This window comes from Shewanella sp. SP1S1-7 (assembly GCF_031932105.1).
Taxonomy (GTDB): domain Bacteria; phylum Pseudomonadota; class Gammaproteobacteria; order Enterobacterales; family Shewanellaceae; genus Shewanella; species Shewanella baltica.
Genome location: NZ_JAUOEU010000009.1, coordinates 87,733 through 106,508 on the forward strand (window position 1 = coordinate 87,733; position 18,776 = coordinate 106,508).

20 protein-coding genes and 1 other RNA gene are annotated in these 18,776 nt (G+C 47.1%); 13 read left to right on the plus strand and 8 right to left on the minus strand.

All coding sequences use genetic code 11. The features are described from left to right. Nucleotides 1-5: 5 nt before the first annotated feature. From Q4Q49_RS09600 to Q4Q49_RS09620, 5 genes are read left to right on the plus strand one after another with little or no spacing between them, the layout of a single operon-like run. Nucleotides 6-779 carry a sulfite exporter TauE/SafE family protein gene (locus tag Q4Q49_RS09600; protein ID WP_006081148.1) on the plus strand — a complete coding sequence of 258 codons (774 nt, stop codon included), beginning with the start codon at nucleotides 6-8 and terminating at the stop codon, nucleotides 777-779. Then, entirely contained in the window at nucleotides 770-1,438 is a 669-nt protein-coding gene (locus Q4Q49_RS09605) for a primosomal replication protein (RefSeq protein ID WP_264175268.1), read from the plus strand. Before Q4Q49_RS09600 ends, Q4Q49_RS09605 begins: the two co-directional genes overlap by 10 nt. Nucleotides 1,439-1,448: 10 nt before the next feature. Next, a complete protein-coding gene (locus Q4Q49_RS09610; protein ID WP_006085379.1) occupies nucleotides 1,449-2,138 on the plus strand; it encodes a DUF2057 domain-containing protein in 690 nt (229 codons plus the stop codon). A gap of 29 nt (nucleotides 2,139-2,167) precedes the next feature. Beyond that, nucleotides 2,168-3,076, plus strand: a complete 909-nt coding sequence (locus tag Q4Q49_RS09615; protein WP_311999222.1) for a histone deacetylase — start codon at nucleotides 2,168-2,170, stop codon at nucleotides 3,074-3,076. A 33-nt stretch (nucleotides 3,077-3,109) separates the two neighbouring features. After that, nucleotides 3,110-3,400 (plus strand): late competence development ComFB family protein, encoded by a 291-nt coding sequence (locus tag Q4Q49_RS09620; protein WP_006081144.1) that lies wholly within the window; start codon nucleotides 3,110-3,112, stop codon nucleotides 3,398-3,400. 219 nt (nucleotides 3,401-3,619) lie between these two features. Here the strand turns inward: Q4Q49_RS09620 and ffs are convergent. From ffs to pspA, 8 genes are all read right to left on the minus strand, one after another. Further along, an RNA gene (gene ffs, locus Q4Q49_RS09625) (signal recognition particle sRNA small type) lies at nucleotides 3,620-3,717 on the minus strand. A 294-nt stretch (nucleotides 3,718-4,011) separates the two neighbouring features. Continuing rightward, nucleotides 4,012-4,380, minus strand: a complete 369-nt coding sequence (locus tag Q4Q49_RS09630; RefSeq protein WP_311999223.1) for a ComEA family DNA-binding protein — start codon at nucleotides 4,378-4,380, stop codon at nucleotides 4,012-4,014. 243 nt (nucleotides 4,381-4,623) lie between these two features. Continuing rightward, nucleotides 4,624-5,817 (minus strand): methionine gamma-lyase, encoded by a 1,194-nt coding sequence (megL, locus tag Q4Q49_RS09635; protein ID WP_107947050.1) that lies wholly within the window; start codon nucleotides 5,815-5,817, stop codon nucleotides 4,624-4,626. Nucleotides 5,818-6,171: 354 nt separating this feature from the next. Then, nucleotides 6,172-7,446, minus strand: a complete 1,275-nt coding sequence (locus Q4Q49_RS09640) for a TIGR01620 family protein (RefSeq protein WP_311999224.1) — start codon at nucleotides 7,444-7,446, stop codon at nucleotides 6,172-6,174. Further along, on the minus strand, nucleotides 7,443-8,903 hold the full coding sequence (locus tag Q4Q49_RS09645; protein WP_311999225.1) for a YcjX family protein: 1,461 nt from the start codon (nucleotides 8,901-8,903) through the stop codon (nucleotides 7,443-7,445). Before Q4Q49_RS09645 ends, Q4Q49_RS09640 begins: the two co-directional genes overlap by 4 nt. Before the next feature lie 113 nt (nucleotides 8,904-9,016). Further along, nucleotides 9,017-9,403 (minus strand): envelope stress response membrane protein PspC, encoded by a 387-nt coding sequence (gene pspC / locus Q4Q49_RS09650; protein ID WP_006081139.1) that lies wholly within the window; start codon nucleotides 9,401-9,403, stop codon nucleotides 9,017-9,019. Next, nucleotides 9,390-9,629, minus strand: a complete 240-nt coding sequence (pspB, locus tag Q4Q49_RS09655; protein WP_006081138.1) for an envelope stress response membrane protein PspB — start codon at nucleotides 9,627-9,629, stop codon at nucleotides 9,390-9,392. The genes pspC and pspB overlap by 14 nt, the downstream gene beginning before the upstream one ends. A gap of 17 nt (nucleotides 9,630-9,646) precedes the next feature. Further along, on the minus strand, nucleotides 9,647-10,330 hold the full coding sequence (pspA, locus tag Q4Q49_RS09660; RefSeq protein WP_311999226.1) for a phage shock protein PspA: 684 nt from the start codon (nucleotides 10,328-10,330) through the stop codon (nucleotides 9,647-9,649). Between the two features lie 177 nt (nucleotides 10,331-10,507). On the opposite strand from pspA, the gene pspF reads away from it, so the two are divergent. From pspF to Q4Q49_RS09700, 8 genes are all read left to right on the plus strand, one after another. Further along, the gene (gene pspF / locus Q4Q49_RS09665; protein WP_012588023.1) at nucleotides 10,508-11,599 is read left to right on the plus strand and encodes a phage shock protein operon transcriptional activator; all 1,092 of its coding nucleotides are present in this window, start codon (nucleotides 10,508-10,510) and stop codon (nucleotides 11,597-11,599) included. Between the two features lie 69 nt (nucleotides 11,600-11,668). Further along, a complete protein-coding gene (sapA, locus tag Q4Q49_RS09670; protein WP_311987495.1) occupies nucleotides 11,669-13,294 on the plus strand; it encodes an ABC transporter substrate-binding protein SapA in 1,626 nt (541 codons plus the stop codon). Continuing rightward, nucleotides 13,294-14,325 carry an ABC transporter permease gene (locus Q4Q49_RS09675; RefSeq protein WP_311987497.1) on the plus strand — a complete coding sequence of 344 codons (1,032 nt, stop codon included), beginning with the start codon at nucleotides 13,294-13,296 and terminating at the stop codon, nucleotides 14,323-14,325. The genes sapA and Q4Q49_RS09675 overlap by 1 nt, the downstream gene beginning before the upstream one ends. Continuing rightward, complete coding sequence (locus Q4Q49_RS09680; RefSeq protein ID WP_105252931.1) at nucleotides 14,312-15,202, plus strand: ABC transporter permease subunit; 891 nt, start codon at nucleotides 14,312-14,314, stop codon at nucleotides 15,200-15,202. The genes Q4Q49_RS09675 and Q4Q49_RS09680 overlap by 14 nt, the downstream gene beginning before the upstream one ends. Nucleotides 15,203-15,205: 3 nt before the next feature. Next, nucleotides 15,206-16,213, plus strand: a complete 1,008-nt coding sequence (locus tag Q4Q49_RS09685) for an oligopeptide/dipeptide ABC transporter ATP-binding protein (RefSeq protein ID WP_006081132.1) — start codon at nucleotides 15,206-15,208, stop codon at nucleotides 16,211-16,213. After that, nucleotides 16,194-16,979 carry an ATP-binding cassette domain-containing protein gene (locus Q4Q49_RS09690; RefSeq protein WP_006085370.1) on the plus strand — a complete coding sequence of 262 codons (786 nt, stop codon included), beginning with the start codon at nucleotides 16,194-16,196 and terminating at the stop codon, nucleotides 16,977-16,979. The genes Q4Q49_RS09685 and Q4Q49_RS09690 overlap by 20 nt, the downstream gene beginning before the upstream one ends. A 105-nt stretch (nucleotides 16,980-17,084) precedes the next feature. After that, a complete protein-coding gene (gene fabV, locus Q4Q49_RS09695; RefSeq protein WP_006085369.1) occupies nucleotides 17,085-18,287 on the plus strand; it encodes an enoyl-ACP reductase FabV in 1,203 nt (400 codons plus the stop codon). Between the two features lie 142 nt (nucleotides 18,288-18,429). Further along, entirely contained in the window at nucleotides 18,430-18,642 is a 213-nt protein-coding gene (locus tag Q4Q49_RS09700; RefSeq protein WP_006085368.1) for a molybdopterin-binding protein, read from the plus strand. Nucleotides 18,643-18,776: the final 134 nt, after the last annotated feature.

Here is an 18,776-nt window from a genome sequence, read left to right on the forward strand (position 1 = left end):
AAAATTTGGAATTGTTACTCGAGCCCAGTCATTGGGCCCTGTTGGCAGTTATAGGTCTTATCGCTGGATTCATCGATGCCGTTGTTGGCGGCGGTGGCCTATTGTCGATCCCCGCACTGTTAACCTTAGGCATAGCACCGCACACCGTATTAGGTACCAATAAGTTAGCCGCCAGTTTTGGCTCTTCAATGGCGGCTTGGACCTATTATCGTCAGCACCTTTTTAAACCCTCGTTTTGGTACATGGCCTTTATTGCCACCTTTATTGGCGCCGTATTGGGCAGTTTCTTAGTCTATTTAGTCGATACCCAATGGCTCGAAAAAGTCCTGCCGCTGCTGATCATTGGCATTGCCATTTACAGTTTAGTCAGCCCCAATGCGATATCGGACGTTAACTGTCAAGCCCCAACCAGCAAACCACCCGCCAAGCAACAATGGTTACAGGGACTTGCTTTAGGCACTTATGATGGTTTTGCCGGCCCTGGCATTGGCGCGTTTTGGACTGTCACATCCGGCTCTTTGTATAAACTGCCTTTACTGCACAGTTGCGGCCTCGCCCGTGCGATGACCTTCACCAGCAACTTGACCGCATTGACTATCTTTGGCTGGCTTGGGCAGGTAGAGTGGCAAATAGGTTTGTGGATGGGATTGTGCATGATGTTAGGCTCATTTATCGGCGCGCGCTGCGCGATTAAATTTGGTATGCCCTTTATTCGTCCACTGTTTATTTTGATCGTGCTAATGATTGCAGCGAATTTGGCATGGAGCGCATGGTTGTGAACACCCAACAATTACTGGTGATGCTGAAAAATCAGCTCAAAGCGCTAGAGCAAGAAGTACTGCAGCACGATAATCGACTCGCGCCGCCGCAACGTAAACTCCTGCAAGAAACGGAGCGCTTCAATCATTCGCTATTTGTCCAACACGGCGCTCAACTCGGCCCTTGTATTGAACAAATTCGGAGCAGCATTATACAGCTCGAAAAACAAATTAAGCTCAAACTCGCCCCCCAGACGATTGCCCTCAGCTGTGAGCGGATCCAAGACAGATTCACCGCCGTCAAACGGGCCTTGCTGACGACCTCTATCGACATTAAGTCCAAAACTCAGCAACGTGCCAGTAGCCGCGCCCGTTTTGCTCAGCGTCAGAATCAGTCTCACCAAGCCAGTGGTTTCGATTGGATCGCCAATAACGTGATGCAAAATAGTCACGAGATCTATGAAGAATTGAACAAACACCTGAATTGGGCGAAAAAATTTGAACAAAAAATTGAAGAAATGGAATCAAAACTTGAAAACTGTCATAGTGCTGACAAAATAAAATTGCAAAATGACATCCTTTTGATGCATCGTCGTCTAGGAAAATGCAGGCAAGCTATTAGTTATATAGAAGATCGCATTCAAATATTCGAACGTCCGTATCAGAGTAATAATCGTTAAGGAGTAACAATTGAAATCACTTTTGCCAATCAGCAGCCTGCTAGTATTACTCGGTTCTGCTTCAGCTTTCGCCGCAGATCTCAACATTCCGATGTCATTTGAGTACCTTGCACTAGATGGTAAAAAAGTCGAGTCTAGCGTGTTCAATCATAAAAGCAGCTTAGAATTGACACCTGGCACTCATAAAATCGCCATTCGTTACCATGAGATGGTTGAAGACGATTTTAGCGATAGCCAAACCTTTGTTAAATCAGCCCCTTTCATCGTGACCTTAGACGTTGATGGCGACTATCAATATTACCTCCAAGCCGCCGAAGGCAAAGTCGTTAAAAAACCCAAAGTTTACGCGCAAAACCCACAAATCAAATTGACCCGTGGCGATAAAGGCGATGTCAATTTCCAAGTGGTGAATACCAATTTAGAAGAAGAAAGCTTTGTCTCTCGTCTTTTTAGTGGTAATCAAGCCGTTGACGTATCGGGAACTGCCGCGGCAGCAACTGGTGCAGCAGGCGCAGTGGTTGCCGTTGCACCAGCACCCGTGGCAACATCGGCTACCGTTAGCGCGACGTCACTCACAGCTCCTGTAGACACTTCTAAAGCAACAGCTGCCAATCCACAACAAATGTTGCAATACTGGTGGTTACAAGCGGATGAGAAAACACGTAAAGAATTTATGAGCTGGGCAATTTCACAGCTATAACGACTTGCGATAACGAGGTTTAGTCAATATTGACTCTGATCCCACTGGTTTATCACGCCAGCTATTCCAAGCTGGCGCTTTCTCCTCACCACAGATTCCCCACGACCAAGTACGCGAATTTACGGCAGTACTTACTCGATAATCAGCTTGCCACACCAGCCCATTTCCACACGCCAACGGCGATGACAGCGCAGGATGTAATGCAAGTGCATCAACGCGAGTACGTAGAGCAGTTTATCGCGGGCACTTTGCCAACAGCGGCGCTTAGACGGATTGGTTTTCCGTGGAGTGAAGCCTTAGTTGAGCGCACCTTGCATTCTGTGGCAGGCACCACACTCACGGCTTCATTGGCCATAAATCAGGGTATTGGCCTGCACCTAACGGGCGGCTATCATCACGCCCATTACGATTTTGGCAGTGGCTATTGTATTTTTAACGATCTTATCCTCGCAGCCAGAAATGCCATCGCGAGCCAGCAAGTGCACAAGGTACTGATTTTTGATTGCGATGTGCATCAAGGTGATGGCAGTGCAACACTCAGCCAGCGACATCAAGGGATAATCAGTTGCTCGATTCACTGCAAAGAGAACTTCCCGAGTCGTAAGCAGCATTCCCACCATGATATTGAGCTAACCAAAGGCAGCGATGACAATCTGTATCTCGAAACCGTGGAGCAAACACTCGCCCTGCTCATTCGCATCCATCAGCCAGATCTCATTCTTTATGATGCTGGGGTCGATATCCATCAAAATGATGATCTCGGCTTGCTCAATATCAGTCAAGAAGGGCTGTTCAGACGGGATTTAGCTGTGTTATCAATGGCAAAATCGGAAAATATTCCAATTGCAGCCGTGATAGGCGGCGGCTATAGCAGAGACGCACTACAATTAAGCCAAAGACACAGTCAACTTTTTATTGCGGCAAACCATTTGTGGTAGCAAACTCAATGAAAACCGTCATGGAGCATAACGATGCAACTCGAAATCCGTAATTACTACGAAGTTCTTTTAATGGAAATATTGTCAGATGAAGGACTTATGGACGAGCTTCCTGAGGACTATCTCGCCGACTTATGTTGTGTGACCTTAAATCAACTGCCAGTGCGCTACATACGCCACCTCGTCGATACCTACTTCTTTGAAGACTATAACGAGCTGCAAGCATTAAAGCGTGAGATCCAAACCGCACTCGAAAAGTCCCGCGCCTTCCTTAAACAAAATCTGCAAAAAAGATTGCAGGAAGAAGCCGAAGCCAATCGTTAATCTCGCTAAGGTCTGACTTTTGAGGGTATTTTAGCCGTTGCAGTGGCAGGAAAGAGGCAAACAATGGATTATCCCATTGCGTATAAAGTATTCACGCTATAAATGATTAACGGCAGAAAACAGAAATAGTCAGTTAGCTAGTATATTGAATACAATAAATTGAGTAGATATACAGAAGTGAAACGAGAATAAAACAGAGGTATTGCAGAATTGGAGGTTCCCCTAGAGCCGACACCCCGGCACACGAGTCGCTTGCTGCGGTTGCTCCCTTCCGGGCCTGGCCGAGTTCACAAGTTATCATTGCGGGGGGACCCTAGGGTCACCATAACTTCGAGCATTGCTTTGAAAAATATAAACCAAAGTGCTTGCTTGAACGCTGAGGATTATCCCCCATGCCTCCTATGGGATCAAGCGCTAATCGACAAGATCTCTTAATATCCCGCCTAACTGCACAATCTATAAGCAAGTGAAGTGGTTGAAATGATAAAAGCCTGCAAATGCAGACTTTTATAGACATTTCCCTGAGTTTCACTGTGTCAAACTTGGCATATTAAAAATTCAACAAGAGTAAAACTCAATACATAATGCAACTCAATCATCGCCTGAGATAATTACAACTTAATCAAATGACGATTCTGCTCAATCAACTTAGCCCCAACACCCGAGACATTGGCTAAATCATCAATTGCATTGAACTTACCATTTTGGGTTCGGTAATCGACAATCGCTTGCGCCTTAGCGGCACCAATCCCTTTTAGCACTTGTAACTGCTCGGCTGAAGCCGTATTGATGTTGACTTGAGCAGCATCCGGCATAGCTTTCTTCGCATCCGATGCCATATCGCTCGCCTCGGTTTTAGCCTGAGTCTGCATTTTAGCGGCGGCTTTAGTCGGGGTGTCTGCGGCAATTGCTGGCGTTGTTAAAAAAGCCGTTAATGCCATGGCGCTCATAATCGCAGGTATACATTTGGTGATGTTCATAACTCTTCCTCTATTCCATGAATTGCGGCCTCTCTTCCTACTTCCGTGGCCTCAAATCAAAAATAGTCCAAGCTGTTATGAAATACCAAATCGGCGCCACAAATATTCACCCTAGCTAAACTTCACCCTAGCTAAACTTCACCTCTTAACCCGATGAACCTAAACTTAGCCATAGAAAAAGGGATGCTAAATCGCATCCCTTTTATCATTCAAATAGTTGGTGGTTTAAATTAGTGACACTCGTTAAGCTAAACGCGCTAACGCTTGACTCAAGTCAGCGATAATGTCGTCACAATCTTCTAAGCCAATAGAAATTCGCAGCAGATTATCACCAATGCCAGCCGCCGCTCTCGCCTCTGGCGTATAGGGAGAGTGCGTCATCGACGCTGGATGTTGAATGAGGGATTCTGCATCGCCTAGGCTCACCGCAATAGAGAACAAGCTTAAATGCCCCACAAAGGCCATAGCCTCCTCTAAATTTGCCGCCAGTTCAAACGCAATCACGCCGCCGGCACGTTTCATCTGCTGACCAATGAATTTATGCCCTTGGTGAGAGGCAAGTCCGGGATAATACACGCGGTTAATACTGGGATGTTCGGCCAAAAACTCGGCCACGCGCTGTGCACTATCGCAATGGCGCTGTAAACGCACATCTAAGGTTTTAAGGCCGCGCAAGATCAGCCAAGCATCGTGTGGCGATATCACAGCGCCAATATCTTTTAAGATTTCATACTTCACTTTATGGAGCTGTTCTTCGCTGCCACACACTATCCCCGCAATAACATCACCATGACCATTCAGATATTTAGTCGCACTGTGGATCACCAAATCAATACCAAAATCCAGCGGCCTCTGCAGTAATGGGGTCATAAAAGTATTATCGACAATACTGACCAACTGGTGACGTTTGGCAATAGTCGCTATTGCTGCCAAATCAAACACCTGTAAATGGGGATTCACTGGGGTTTCACAGAAAATGACCTTAGTATTGGATTTAATCGCCGCTTCTATTTCTGCTACCGATGAAAAGTCTACTAGGGACACTTCAATACCAAAGCGAGCGAACTGAGTCGTCATTAGCGCATAAGTACAGCCGTATACGGCATTGGATGCCACTAAGTGATCGCCCATCTGCAAGTTAGCCAGTAATGCGGCGGATACTGCGCCCATACCAGATGCGGTTGCAGCGGCAGCCTCTGCACCTTCTAAAATCGCCATTTTACGTTCAAGCTCGGCGGTTGTCGGATTACCTAAGCGCGTGTAAATATAACCCGGCTCATTACCCGCAAATCGCTCACCGCCTTGCTGTGCAGACTCAAACACAAAAGTTGCACTTTGATATAGCGGCGTCACTAAGGCGCCAAAGGCCTCACGCTCATGGCCGCCATGAATAACCTGTGTTGCCGCTTTCCACATCTTGCCTGACTCATCTTGCATACCTAGCTCCTTGTAATTGGCATTGAACTGATCCCTTCTTGATTGATTGTTCGTTTGGGATGCTCAATACCTGCGTTATGGATAATCCAATAGATAAGTTAATGAAACATTAGCCCTATCGAATAAGACCTACAGAATAAGCCCTACCATAACGCGACCAAGCACTTAAGCCAGTAGCATGGCGAAAATAGCAGCGCGCAAAGTGTAATTAACTTGTTACATAGCACTTTTTAGTCGCACTTTGCCATACTCGCTACCTGCAAAAAAACATAAAAAAATGCGCTAAGGAACCAGCCCATTAACGCATCTATGTTGACGACTTTAATCAGTCAATCATTTGATATTAAATAGCATTTACTCTCTAGACTTATCTTTAGTTGACTTAGGTACCTTGTCATCAACATCGGCGAACTGGCCTTTTAATGCGTCGCGGCCTTCCTTAGTAAACAGCTTGCCTGAAAGCTGCTTCAGTTCAATTAACAATTCCTGGTGCACTTTAGACAATTTGGGCCTTTGCTCCTCCCTAAACACAATCGGCCGACACAGTGCCATGGCTTGATATCCAAGGCGCGCAGTTAACATGCCGCCGCCTAAGCCTTGAGCCAAGCGAGCTGACAATTTACCTGTCATTTCAACTGATAACAGCTGTGTCCCTAAATCGGTAACTAATTCACTGGTGCCCGCATAAATAATATTGATGATGATACTGCGGATAAGTTTAATCCGGCTCCAATAACCCAGCTCTATGCCATAACAGCGGGCGACATCACGCAGCATACGTTGATTACGCCAAAGGATGATTGCCATATCGAGCACAGCTAACGGACTGGCCGCCAGTAACACTGCCGACTCAGCCGCATAGCGTCGCACCACTTTTTTGGCCAGTTCATCCCGCTCCGTCAACACTAAGTCCTCGAATAACAAGACTTTCTCGGCATCGTTATGCTCATCTTTTAATGAACGGCGAAGTTGCTGCAAACCTTGGCTGTCGCCATAGTGGCACACTATGTTATCGATAAAGCTGTCTGCTTCACCCATTTGCATGCTCTGCGCCAGCCTAGCGCCCGTTTCTTGGGTATCGGCGACCTGTTTAAGCCGCTTCAGTTTGCGGTACTCACTGACCACCCCTGCCAATGCCCACGCACTGACGACCCCAAGCACCGCACCATAAAAACTGAACAACCAAGGGCTCTCAAGCCAAGCATCCCTCAGTCCTAATCCCGTTTGAACCACCACGAGCAGCAATAAACTCACTGCCGCCATACGAGCAAGCCAAGACCAAGGGCGTGACTTGACGAGCTGAGGCGATACCGATTTGGTATCGATCATTTCTGGATGGGCAGACAGTGTCGCATCCATTAACGCCTCAACATCAGCTTCAATGTCTTGCACAGGCGCAAACGGATCAAAGGCTTTCGCCCCTTTGAGGTCCTCTTTACTGGGTTTAAGCGCCACGACTTGTGGGTCAAACAGCTGCTGCTTTTTCAGCGGCTTTTGTTTAATGGCCTGTTGTTTAACTGCCTGTTGTTCAATGGATTGTTCAGCTGATTGCTCAACCGAGCCTTCAGCTGTTTTGGCAGATGAATTGGCCGCCTGTTCATTTGGGTTATCCGATAGCTTTAGCGTCATTCCAACTTATCTCCCAGTAAGTACTGCAACAGATGATCGAGACGAATATGGTCAAAGTGCACTTGAGAGGGGTCAACATTCACATTGCTCGGCGGTGCAAAGCCGACAAAGTTAAACCCTTGGTCACGCCAAAAATCAGGCTCAGGTAAGCGAGTGGGCACTTCGCCTGGAAACAAGGTCAGGGCTTTGCCATTGAGTCCCGTCCCCTGCACGACTTCGACCTCGCCCTCTTGGGTCGTTACCATGCCATGGCGAGTCGCCTTGATGGCGCTAATCGCCATCGTCTCCACTTTACAACCATCGAAACTGGCAAAATGCTGGCTGTGTTTCAACATATCGGTCAGCAAGGACAAAACATGGCTCTGCTGATCGCGCGTCACATGGTCAACCTTGCTCGCGGCAAACAATAAACGGTCGATACGGGGAGAAAATAAACGCCGTAAATAACTCGATTGGCCAAACTGAAAGCTTTCCATAATGGCATTGAGCGCCGCGCCCATATCCTCAAATTGCTTTTTACCGCGATTCAACGCACTAAAGCAGTCAACTAACACGAGTTGCCGATCAAAACCGGCAAAGTGGTTTTTATAGAAAGGCTTAACCACTTTAGCGACGTATTCTTGATAGCGTTTTTCCAGGACGTGGAATCCACTGTGTTTATCGCTTTGCGAAAGCGCTGCGAACTTTTCATCATTGACCAATAACAGGGGGAAAAAAGCCAATAAGGGAGCGCCCTGCCATTCACCCGGCAATAACATGCGTCCAGGCTGCGCTTGGTAATAACCTTGCACGTGCACTAAATCATTGAGTAATAACTGATATTGATCGGCAATCCGCTTTAATTGCTGCTCATCGGCGCTAGCGGCTAAATCTAATGACATCAAAGATTGTTCAAACTCAGCATACAAGGGTGAGCTTTTAAGATTCTCGATGCGAACTTGTTGGGCACGGCACCAAGTAACGAAGTCTTGGCGCAGCATAGGTAAATCGAGTAGCCATTCGCCGGGGTAATCGACTATGTCCAAATACAGTGTGGCGGTATCAGAAAACTTGGCCAATAAGCCCTTTTGCGGTCGGTATTTAATCGCCAGTCGTAATTCAGAAATAGTGCGAGTGGAGGCTGGCCATGTCGCAGGATCGGAAGTGAGCGCTAACATGGCGCCTTGATAATCAAAACTGGCGATTTCCAGATCCGGCTGCATGGCACGCTTAACCCCGAGCAAACGCTGATCGCGGCTCACCTGCCACAGTGGCAAAGCGCTGTTGTTGCGGGCGTGGGGTAAGGTTGAGACAGGACCAGAATTAAGTAACTGATTGACTAACCCTGCGATAAACGCGGTTTTTCCCGCACCAGAAAGCCCAGTCACGGCCAAACGTAAATGCCGGTCCGCGGTGCGATGTAACAGGGATTGTCCCTTTTGGGTTAATTTATGGAGCGAGGCATCAAGCATTCCCATAGAGACTTCCCTTATGTCGAATGATGTTAACTTATGTCAAGTGATGTTGACTATATACTGGAGTGAAACAGAGATTAAGCAACAAGGGCGGACATGGCCGCCCTTTAGAAGGGTTACAAACTATTGATTTGTCTTTTTAAATCAAAGTTGTCAGAGGTGACGTGACGTTCTAAATTTTGTAGCCTGACTTCCAGACTTCGAAATTGACGACTCACGTCGCTCAGCGCTTGCTTTGCGGGTTCTCCCGACTGCCACGGCTTCTTCTTCACCTCGATATCGTCTCTATCGTAATGCTTTTGCGGCTTGATGTCTAAAATCACCCACAAAGCGACATAGATGATAAACACTACACCTGAGCCGCCGAGTAAGAAGATAGACACCGCCAGTACTCGCACTAACCAAGTTTCAATCGCAAAGTACTCGGCAATCCCTGCACATACACCCGCTATTTTGCCTGACTGGGGAATGCGGTACAAAGTACGGCCATTAGATCCTCTCATGTTTCCCCCTCCATTCGGGCGATTCTGTATCCAGAATGGCCTCTAAGGTCTCGATACGCGCCGCCATTTTATCGGCCTTGGATATCAAGTCATTGAGTTGTGAAAACTCTTCCTCAGTGAGTCCCTGGCTCACTTGTCGCTTACTGCGATAATGAAGAACTAACCATATTGGCGCGACTATCACCATGAAAATAATAATCGGCGCCATCAGTACGTCCATATCCATAACTCACCTCTGAATTGTTATTCTTTTGACTTAGTTGGCGCTTTACCTTTCACCTTGGCTTTTAGCGCTGCCAGTTCTGCATTCACAGAATCTTCCGCTTCTAGCGCCGCAAACTCATCGGCTAAGGTCTTTTTGCTGCCAAGATCGTAAGATTCAACTTGGGCTTCTAAGCCTTCTACACGGCGCTCATATTGCTCAAACTTGAGCATAGCGTTGTCGATCTTGCTTGAATCTAACTGCTTTTTCACTTCTAAGCGTGATGACGCTGTTTGAGTGCGCAAAATAATGGTCTTTTGGCGCGCTTTTGCATCGAGCAGCTTTTCCTGCAACATGCCCACTTCATCTTTCAAGCGTGCGATATGTTCATCGATAACGGCTAACTCTTGATTTAGCGTGTCTGTTAAACCGGTCGCTTTTTGTTTTTCAACTAAAGCGGCTTTCGCTAAGTCTTCACGGTCTTTGGACAGTGCCAGTTCAGCCTTATCCTGCCAATCTTGCACTTGCTCTAACACGCGGTTGATACGACGTTGCAGCTCTTTCTTTTCAGCTAACACTTTAGCTGAGGTAGAACGCACTTCAACGAGTGTGTCTTCCATTTCTTGGATAATCAGTCGAACCATTTTTTCTGGGTCTTCGGCTTTATCCAGCAATGCGCTGATATTAGAGTTAATGATATCGGCGAAACGAGAGAAAATTCCCATAATCCTATCCTCAAATTGATGTTGGTCTCGTATAAGGTAATACACTAACCGTGCCAACTTTAACTTCTCATTAAAATACAATAGGTTAAACAAAACATTAACTTTTACTTCCTTTTACGCTTCAAGCCACTTATTATCATTTTCACCAAATTTTAGCGCGAAAGACTAAAAAATATCGTGGATAATAAATTTCAGCAAGACAACCTTATCGGTCAATCCAACGCCCTACTCGAAGTGTTAGAACATGTGTCGCAAATAGCGCCGCTGTCTAAACCCGTACTGATTATTGGTGAACGTGGCACAGGTAAAGAGCTTATTGCCGAACGCTTACATTATCTGTCTAAGCGCTGGGATCAAAGTTTTATTAAGCTAAACTGTTCATCTTTGAGTGAAAATTTACTCGAGAGCGAATTATTTGGCCATGAGTCAGGTGCCTTTACTGGCGCCAAAGGCAAACACGAAGGTCGCTTTGAGCGCGCCGACGGCGGCACTTTATTCCTCGACGAATTAGCCAATACCTCAGGACTTATCCAAGAAAAGCTTCTGCGTGTCATTGAATACGGCGAATTTGAACGAGTCGGCGGCAGTAAAACCGTGCAAAGTGATGTTCGTTTAATCTGCGCCGCTAACGAAGATCTGCCCTCGCTTGCTGACGCAGGCGAATTTCGTGCCGACTTGCTCGATAGACTCGCCTTCGATGTGATCACTCTGCCACCGCTGCGTTGCCGCCCAGAAGACATAATGACGCTGGCGGAATACTTCGCTGTTGGCATGGCACGCCAATTAAAGCTGCAACTGTTCAGCGGTTTTAGTGCCCATGCGGTCGAGCAATTAATGACCCACGACTGGCCGGGCAATATCCGTGAACTTAAAAACGTGGTCGAGCGCAGCGTTTACCGTAATGGTGGTGAAAATCGGCCCATCGACCATATCACCCTCGATCCCTTTGCTTCACCCTATCGACCTAAAACTCGGATCAAGACCCGCGAACGCCAAATCACCTCAGTCGCGCCGACAACCCTTGCCAGTACGCCGCAATCTGCGCCGATACTTGAGGCTGAAGTACCAGTCAATACTGAGTCTTCGGTGAATAGCTTTAATTTTCCGCTGGATTTTAAAGAACAAACTGAGAAGTTTGAGATGGATCTTATCCAGCAAGCACTCTCAAGCAGCCAATACAACCAAAAGAAAACCGCCGACATGCTCGGATTAAGCTACCACCAACTGCGTGGCATCCTTAAAAAATACAATTTACTTGATAAAGCATAAGCAGATTGCCCATGGGGGAGATGCACTGCTAAAATAGCCGTTCATAGTCGATAAAATAATGATTTATAAATGAGTGTGCTAATTAGACGCCTGTGCCTAACAACTGCAGTTTCTTGCATGAGTTGGTTGTTGGTCGCGTGTGGCCCCCAACGACTCCCTTCCGGTTTGGTGTATTGCTCCGAAGGGAACCCTGAGTCTTTTAATCCACAATTGGTGACGTCTGGCACGACAATCGATGCCACCTCGCACCAAATTTATAGTCGCTTAGTGGATTATGATACCCAGTCAGGCAAGCTTGTCCCTGCCTTGGCGACGAGTTGGGCTATGTCCGATGATGGCTTAAGCTATCGCTTCACCCTCAGGGAAAACGTGCAGTTCCAGCATTCGAAGCGGTTTACCCCAACACGGCCCTTCAATGCCGACGATGTGTTGTTCTCTTTTAAACGTATTATCGATACCCAACATCCTTATCATTTTGTCTCCCGCACGGGTTATCCCTTCTTCCAAAGTATTGGCTTTTCTGAGCAGGTCAAAGGGATAGAAAAGATAAACGATCATGAAGTGGTCTTTTATTTGACCCGCAAAGACGCGTCTTTTCTGTCGAATTTAGCCACCGACTTTGCGGTGATCTTATCCGATGAGTATGCGCAGCAGCAGTTAGCATTGGGTCATCCTGAAAACGTCGACCACTTTGCCATTGGCACTGGGCCGTTCACCTTAGTTCAGTACGCGAAAAACGAATATATTCGCTATCGTCGTCATCCTGACTTTTGGGGCGAACCAGCAAAAATCGATATGCTCGTATTTGATATCACGCCCAAAAGTACCGTCAGACTCGCAAAACTGATCGCGGGCGATTGCAGTGTGTCTGCGCTGCCCAAAGCGGGTGAGCTGCCTGTTATCAAGCAACATGAAAAATTGAATATTGAGTCACAACCTGGACTCAACGTGGCATTTTGGGCCTTTAATACGCAAAAGCCGCCACTGAATGATGTCCGTGTTCGCCGCGCCCTCGCCTATGCGGTCGATAAACAAAATATCCTGCGGGCGGTTTATCAAAATACCGCCATTGAAGCCACAGGCGTTCTGCCGCCAGCATCTTGGGCCTACGACAATAACAAAGGGCTTGTAGATTACAATCCGCAAAAAGCGCGCGACCTGTTAAAAGAAGCGGGCATAAAAAATCTCAGTATTGATATTTGGGCCATGCCAGTCGCCCGCGCCTATAATCCCAATGCGTTAAAAACGGCCGAATTAATTCAATCGGATCTGGCCAACGTAGGCGTAAAAGTGAACATCGTCAGTTACGACTGGAGCGTGTTTAGTCAGCGGCTCAGCCGCGATGACTATGATTCTGTGCTGATTGGCTGGAATGCCGATAACAGCGATCCCGATAACTTCTTTACTCCACTGCTGAGCTGCGCCGCAATGCAGTCGAATAACAATCGTTCGCGCTGGTGTAACCCTGAGTTTGATGCCATCTTAGATAGCGCAAGGGAAGTATCAGATCAGGTCGAACGTAAAGTGATTTATCAGCAAGCAGAAGCCTTTTTGGCCGAACAAGTGCCTATGCTGAGTCTGGCCCATGCCAAACGTGTGGCGTTGACTCGCCATGATGTTAAAGACATGCAACTCACGCCTTTTGGTGGCATTTCCTTCGCCCACACTAGCCAAGCACAAGAGGAGGCGAATTAATGCTTAAATACCTACTGCGCCGCCTCAATTTGTTTCTGGCCACTTCGTTAGTCATGGTAGGTGTCTTATTTTACGCCACCGGCTTATTTCCGGTGGATCGCACCCACGCACTCACTGGCATACATACACCGACGGCGAGTCAACTGGTTCAAATCGAGCAAGACTACAAATTAGATAAAAACCAAGCGTGGCAATTTATCGCTTACCTGCAACAAAGGCTTAGCGGTAATTTAGGTATTTCAGTCACCTCACATCAAGAAGTGGCAGAAGAACTCAGTGCCGTTCTGCCCGCCTCTTTTGAACTCGCTGTAATGGCAGCCATTATTGCAATTTTCTTTGGCGTTCCCTTAGGTGTGCTTGCCTCCCAGAGCCAACATAAACTCACCCAGAATACCATTATGGCGATCACGCTGACTGGCTACTCTGTGCCCGTATTCTGGTTAGGCCTGTATCTTTCACTCTGGTTTGGTGTCGATCTCGGTTGGTTACCGATTTCCGGACAAATCAATTTGTTATATGAAATCAAACCCGTCACTGGCTTTATGCTAGTAGATACCCTGTTATCAGAGTCTGAATACGGCATGTCGGCATTTAAAGATGCGCTGCTGCACATCATTTTGCCTGCCACGACACTCGCCGTGTTACCTTTTACTGTGGTGGTTCGCAGCACTCGTTCGGCGATGATGAATGTAATGAATCAAACTTTTATTCGCGCCGCCGAAGCCAGAGGCATGCATACAAGTACAATTATACTGCGCCATGCACTACCCAATGCCTTGATCCCTGTGCTTAAACATTTAGGGCTCATGCTTGGCTCATTTGCCAGTTATGCCATAGTGGTCGAAATGATTTTCTCATGGCCTGGCGTGGGTTCTTGGCTGGTTTCAGGGATTTACCAACGGGACTACACTGTCATCCAAGGTGGTATTCTGGCCGTAGCCCTATTGATTATCTTCCTAAGTATCTTGATTGAAGTGCTGCACACAGTCTTTAATCCATTGAGCAGAAAAGACCTTTATGCCACCAGTTAAAATTTATCAAGAAGATCAAATTGCCTCCCCGACTATGCGGGTTTGGATTAACTTTTCGGCTAATCCTTTCGCCTTAGCGGGTCTATGGACGATTGCATTTCTGCTCTTGCTAACCCTGTTTGGCCCTATGATTGCGCCCTTTCCGCCAGAGGCACAAGATCCAAGAGCCTTGCTATTGCCACCCTCTTGGGACCCTTCAGGGACAGTGGCGCACTTTTTAGGGACTGACGATCTCGGCCGCGATATTTTCAGCCGATTATTACACGGCGCGCACTTGACCTTTGGCATGGCGCTGCTGATCGTAGTTACCGCTTTATTCACAGGCTTTATCATAGGGTCGTTGTCGGGCATGATGCGGGGCTTAAAATCCAGTATTCTCGGGCACTTACTCGACGCGCTGTTATCAATTCCCTCATTATTGATGGCCATTTTAGTGGTCGCTGTAATGGGACCAGGGCTTGAAAACGTGTTCTGGGCCGTCGGGATTGCCTTAACCCCACAATTTGTGCGCTCCATACACCAGTCAGTGCATGAAGAATTACAAAAAGAATATGTCACAGCCGCACGTTTAGACGGCGCGAACTCGATGCAAATTTTTTGGTATGTCATCATGCCAAACGTGTGGGAAGTGGTGATCATTCAAACCACACTTGCCATTTCGGCCGCCATTTTAGATATCGCAGCCCTCGGTTTTTTAAGCTTGGGGGCGCAGGCACCAAGCCCTGAATGGGGCGCTATGGTCGCCCAAGGTATGGATAATTTATTAACGGCGCCTTGGGCTGTAACTATCCCGGGCTTAGCGATTCTTTTCAGTGTGCTTTCCATTAACTTGGTTGGCGATGGCCTACGGTCGGCGCTTGCGCCCATCAGAAACTAACTTATGCCTTTACTCGACGTACGAAATCTCACGATTGAACTCGATACGCCCCACGGTAGAGTGCGGGCGCTCGAAAAAGTCAGCTTAACGCTCAATGCCGGCGAAATTCATGGCCTAGTCGGTGAGTCAGGCTCTGGACGAAGTTTATTAGCCAGAGCGATTCTTGGGATCCCAGGTCCCAACTGGACCATCACAGCCGATCGCATGATGTGGGATGGCAATAACTTGATGGCTATGAGCTCAAAAGAGCGCCGCAATCTAATGGGTTCAGACATGGCGATGATCTTCCAAGATCCATCGGGCAGCTTAGATCCGGCGCAAACCGTCGGCAGTCAGCTGATGCAAGCTATGCCTAAGAATCCCAATGCCTATTTTTGGCAAAAACGTCGACATGCACGGCTGACAGCGCAAAAATGGCTGCATAAAGTCGGGATTAAAAATCCTCGACAGGTAATGTCTAGCTATGCGTGGGAATTATCCGAAGGCGAATGCCAAAAGGTGATGATTGCGATGGCGGTTGCTAATCAGCCTCGCCTCTTGATTGCCGATGAACCCACAAGCTCGATGGAGCTCAGCACTCAAGCGCAGATATTCAGATTATTATCTCAATTAAATCAATTACAAAATGTATCGATTCTATTGATCAGCCACGAGCTTGAAACCTTAGCCCAATGGTGCGATCACTTATCCGTGCTCTATTGCGGTCAGGTTATGGAATCAGGGCCGACAGACGAAGTGATTAAGCAGCCTTATCATCCTTACACTAAGGCGCTGCTTGACAACATGCCCGACTATTCAGGCTCAGGTGGCCACAAGGCGATTATGCCTACCCTTCCAGGGTCTGCGCCTGCCTTACAGCATTTGCCAATCGGTTGCCGCTTAGGGCCTCGTTGCCCCGAAGCCCAAAAAAAATGCGTTAATCAGCCAAATTTAAGTCATATTAAAGACCGCTATTTTGCCTGTCATTTCCCTTATCACGGCGAAACCCACAATGACGACCCCACTGCTTAAAGTTAACGATCTTTATAAAAGATACGATACCGGTTATCGAGGCTTTTCCCGCCAATATAACGATGCATTAGCGCCCGTATCCTTCGAGCTCCAGCGCGGCGAAACCTTAGCCATAGTGGGTGAAGCGGGTTCGGGTAAAAGTACCTTAGCCCGCATTTTGGTCGGTGCTGAGCCCCGCAGCGGCGGCGAGATTTTTTTCGAAGGTGAAGCCTTAGACAGCCGCGATATCAAGCAAAGATGCCGCTTAATTCGAATGATTTTCCAAGATCCGAATACCTCACTAAACCCGCGTTTGACAATTGGCCAGTTGCTCGATGAGCCGCTGCGTTTTAATACCAAAATGTCGGCGCAATCGCGGCACACCCAAGTGGTCGACACATTGCGTAAAGTGGGCTTATTACCTGAGCATGCGGAGTTTTATCCGCACATGATTTCCGAAGGCCAGAAACAGCGCGTTGCGGTAGCGCGAGCCTTAATGCTCAATCCTAAAATTATTATTGCCGACGAAGCCTTGACCGCGCTTGACCTTTCAGTACGCTCACAAATTCTTAATTTGCTGCTGAAACTGCAAAAAGACCTCGGCTTGTCTTATATCTTCGTATCCCATAATCTCAATATTATTCGCCATGTTAGCGATAAAATCATGGTGCTGCACAAAGGTGTTATGGTCGAGAAAGCGCCTACAGAACAGATATTTAACTCGCCACAACATGAATATACCCAGAGGTTGATCCAAGAGCAAAGTCTGTTTGTCCATAAACGTTAAACTGCTCCAACCACTTAAATAATCAGGTGAATTGGCTAAAAATAGGTGCCATTTACCCGCCGAAATATTTATCCTATTGGTCATTTTGATAGAAGAAGCTTAAACATGATTATCAAACCAAAAATTCGTGGATTCATTTGTACCACTACACACCCAGTCGGTTGTGAAGCAAACGTTCAAGAACAAATCACGCTAACCAAAGCTAAAGGTAAAATTGCTAACGGCCCGAAAAGGGTATTAGTGGTTGGTTCATCAAGCGGTTACGGTCTGTCTTCACGTATCGCAGCCGCTTTCGGTAGCGATGCCGCAACGATTGGCGTGTTCTTCGAAAAGCCAGGTACTGAAACGAAACCAGGTACTGCGGGTTGGTACAACTCTGCCGCTTTCGACAAATTTGCTAAAGCTGAAGGCTTATATTCTAAGAGCATTAACTGCGATGCCTTTAGCCATGAAGCAAAACAAAAAGTGATCGAGCTTATTAAGCAAGATCTCGGTGAAATCGACATGGTCGTTTACTCACTGGCATCACCTGTGCGCAAACTGCCAGATTCAGGTGAACTTATCCGTTCTGCGCTAAAACCAATCGGTGAAACTTACACTGCGACTGCGGTTGATACCAATAAAGATTGCATCATTGAAGCCACCGTTGAGCCAGCAACTGAGCAAGAAATTGCCGATACAGTAACGGTTATGGGCGGCGAAGATTGGGAACTGTGGATCAAAGCCTTATCTGAAGCCGGTGTATTAGCGGATAACTGCAAAACCGTAGCCTATAGCTATATCGGTACAGAACTGACGTGGCCAATCTACTGGCACGGCGCCCTTGGCAAGGCCAAGATGGATTTAGACCGCGCAGCAAAAGCCTTAAATGAGCAATTGTCAGCCACTGGTGGCAGCGCTAATGTCGCGGTACTGAAGAGCGTTGTGACTCAAGCGAGTTCGGCTATTCCAGTCATGCCTTTGTATATCGCTATGGTATTCAAGAAAATGCGTCAGGAAGGTCTGCATGAAGGTTGTATGGAGCAAATCTATCGCATGTTCAGTGAGCGTCTATTCCGCGCCGATGGTGCTAAGCCAGAAACTGACAGCGACAATCGCATCCGTTTAGACGATTGGGAACTGCGTGAAGATATTCAGCAACACTGCCGTAATCTGTGGCCACAAGTGACCACAGAAAACTTGTCAGAATTAACGGATTACCGTGAATACAAAGCTGAATTTATTAAATTATTCGGCTTTGGTATCGAAGGTATTGATTACGATGCCGACGTTAACCCATACGTTGAGTTTGACGTTATCGAGCTCTAATCGACTTCGATAGCTAGTCACTGCTTATCACAACGTTAAACGCCACTTTTTAGTGGCGTTTTTATTTGCAACGCCCGAACTAAGATGCGCTACACTAGCTTTCACCAATCACTCCCTAATAATCCCTCAATAAGGAAAGACGATGAAAATTAGCGCAAGAAATACGCTCAGCGGTACGATCAAATCCATAGAAATGGGCGCGGTAAACAATGAAGTGACGATCGAACTTGCACCCGGAGTGGTATTGACCTCTGTGGTGACTAAAGCGTCCTGTGAGCGCCTAGGTCTTAAAGTGGGGGATTCGGCTTATGCACTTATCAAAGCCAGCAGCGTGATGATAGGCGTTGATGATTAGCACGACTGTAACGTCGCGCTTGATGTTATGGCGTATTGAGTCTGACTGTGTTGCTGTAACTTATTCACTGCACAATCATCGACATACTTCATCGCATTGAAAAACAAAAAGGCCAAGTGAAATCACTTGGCCTT

Coding starts and splice junctions, on each gene's coding strand:
- Q4Q49_RS09605 (WP_264175268.1), top strand. CDS start 770: ATGGTTGTGAACACCCAACAATTACTGGTGATGCTGAAAAATCAGCTC.
- Q4Q49_RS09620 (WP_006081144.1), top strand. CDS start 3,110: ATGCAACTCGAAATCCGTAATTACTACGAAGTTCTTTTAATGGAAATA.
- Q4Q49_RS09630 (WP_311999223.1), bottom strand. CDS start 4,380: ATGAACATCACCAAATGTATACCTGCGATTATGAGCGCCATGGCATTA.
- megL (WP_107947050.1), bottom strand. CDS start 5,817: ATGCAAGATGAGTCAGGCAAGATGTGGAAAGCGGCAACACAGGTTATT.
- Q4Q49_RS09640 (WP_311999224.1), bottom strand. CDS start 7,446: ATGACGCTAAAGCTATCGGATAACCCAAATGAACAGGCGGCCAATTCA.
- Q4Q49_RS09645 (WP_311999225.1), bottom strand. CDS start 8,903: ATGGGAATGCTTGATGCCTCGCTCCATAAATTAACCCAAAAGGGACAA.
- pspC (WP_006081139.1), bottom strand. CDS start 9,403: ATGAGAGGATCTAATGGCCGTACTTTGTACCGCATTCCCCAGTCAGGC.
- pspB (WP_006081138.1), bottom strand. CDS start 9,629: ATGGATATGGACGTACTGATGGCGCCGATTATTATTTTCATGGTGATA.
- pspA (WP_311999226.1), bottom strand. CDS start 10,330: ATGGGAATTTTCTCTCGTTTCGCCGATATCATTAACTCTAATATCAGC.
- sapA (WP_311987495.1), top strand. CDS start 11,669: ATGAGTGTGCTAATTAGACGCCTGTGCCTAACAACTGCAGTTTCTTGC.
- Q4Q49_RS09675 (WP_311987497.1), top strand. CDS start 13,294: ATGCTTAAATACCTACTGCGCCGCCTCAATTTGTTTCTGGCCACTTCG.
- Q4Q49_RS09680 (WP_105252931.1), top strand. CDS start 14,312: ATGCCACCAGTTAAAATTTATCAAGAAGATCAAATTGCCTCCCCGACT.
- Q4Q49_RS09685 (WP_006081132.1), top strand. CDS start 15,206: ATGCCTTTACTCGACGTACGAAATCTCACGATTGAACTCGATACGCCC.
- Q4Q49_RS09690 (WP_006085370.1), top strand. CDS start 16,194: ATGACGACCCCACTGCTTAAAGTTAACGATCTTTATAAAAGATACGAT.
- fabV (WP_006085369.1), top strand. CDS start 17,085: ATGATTATCAAACCAAAAATTCGTGGATTCATTTGTACCACTACACAC.
- Q4Q49_RS09700 (WP_006085368.1), top strand. CDS start 18,430: ATGAAAATTAGCGCAAGAAATACGCTCAGCGGTACGATCAAATCCATA.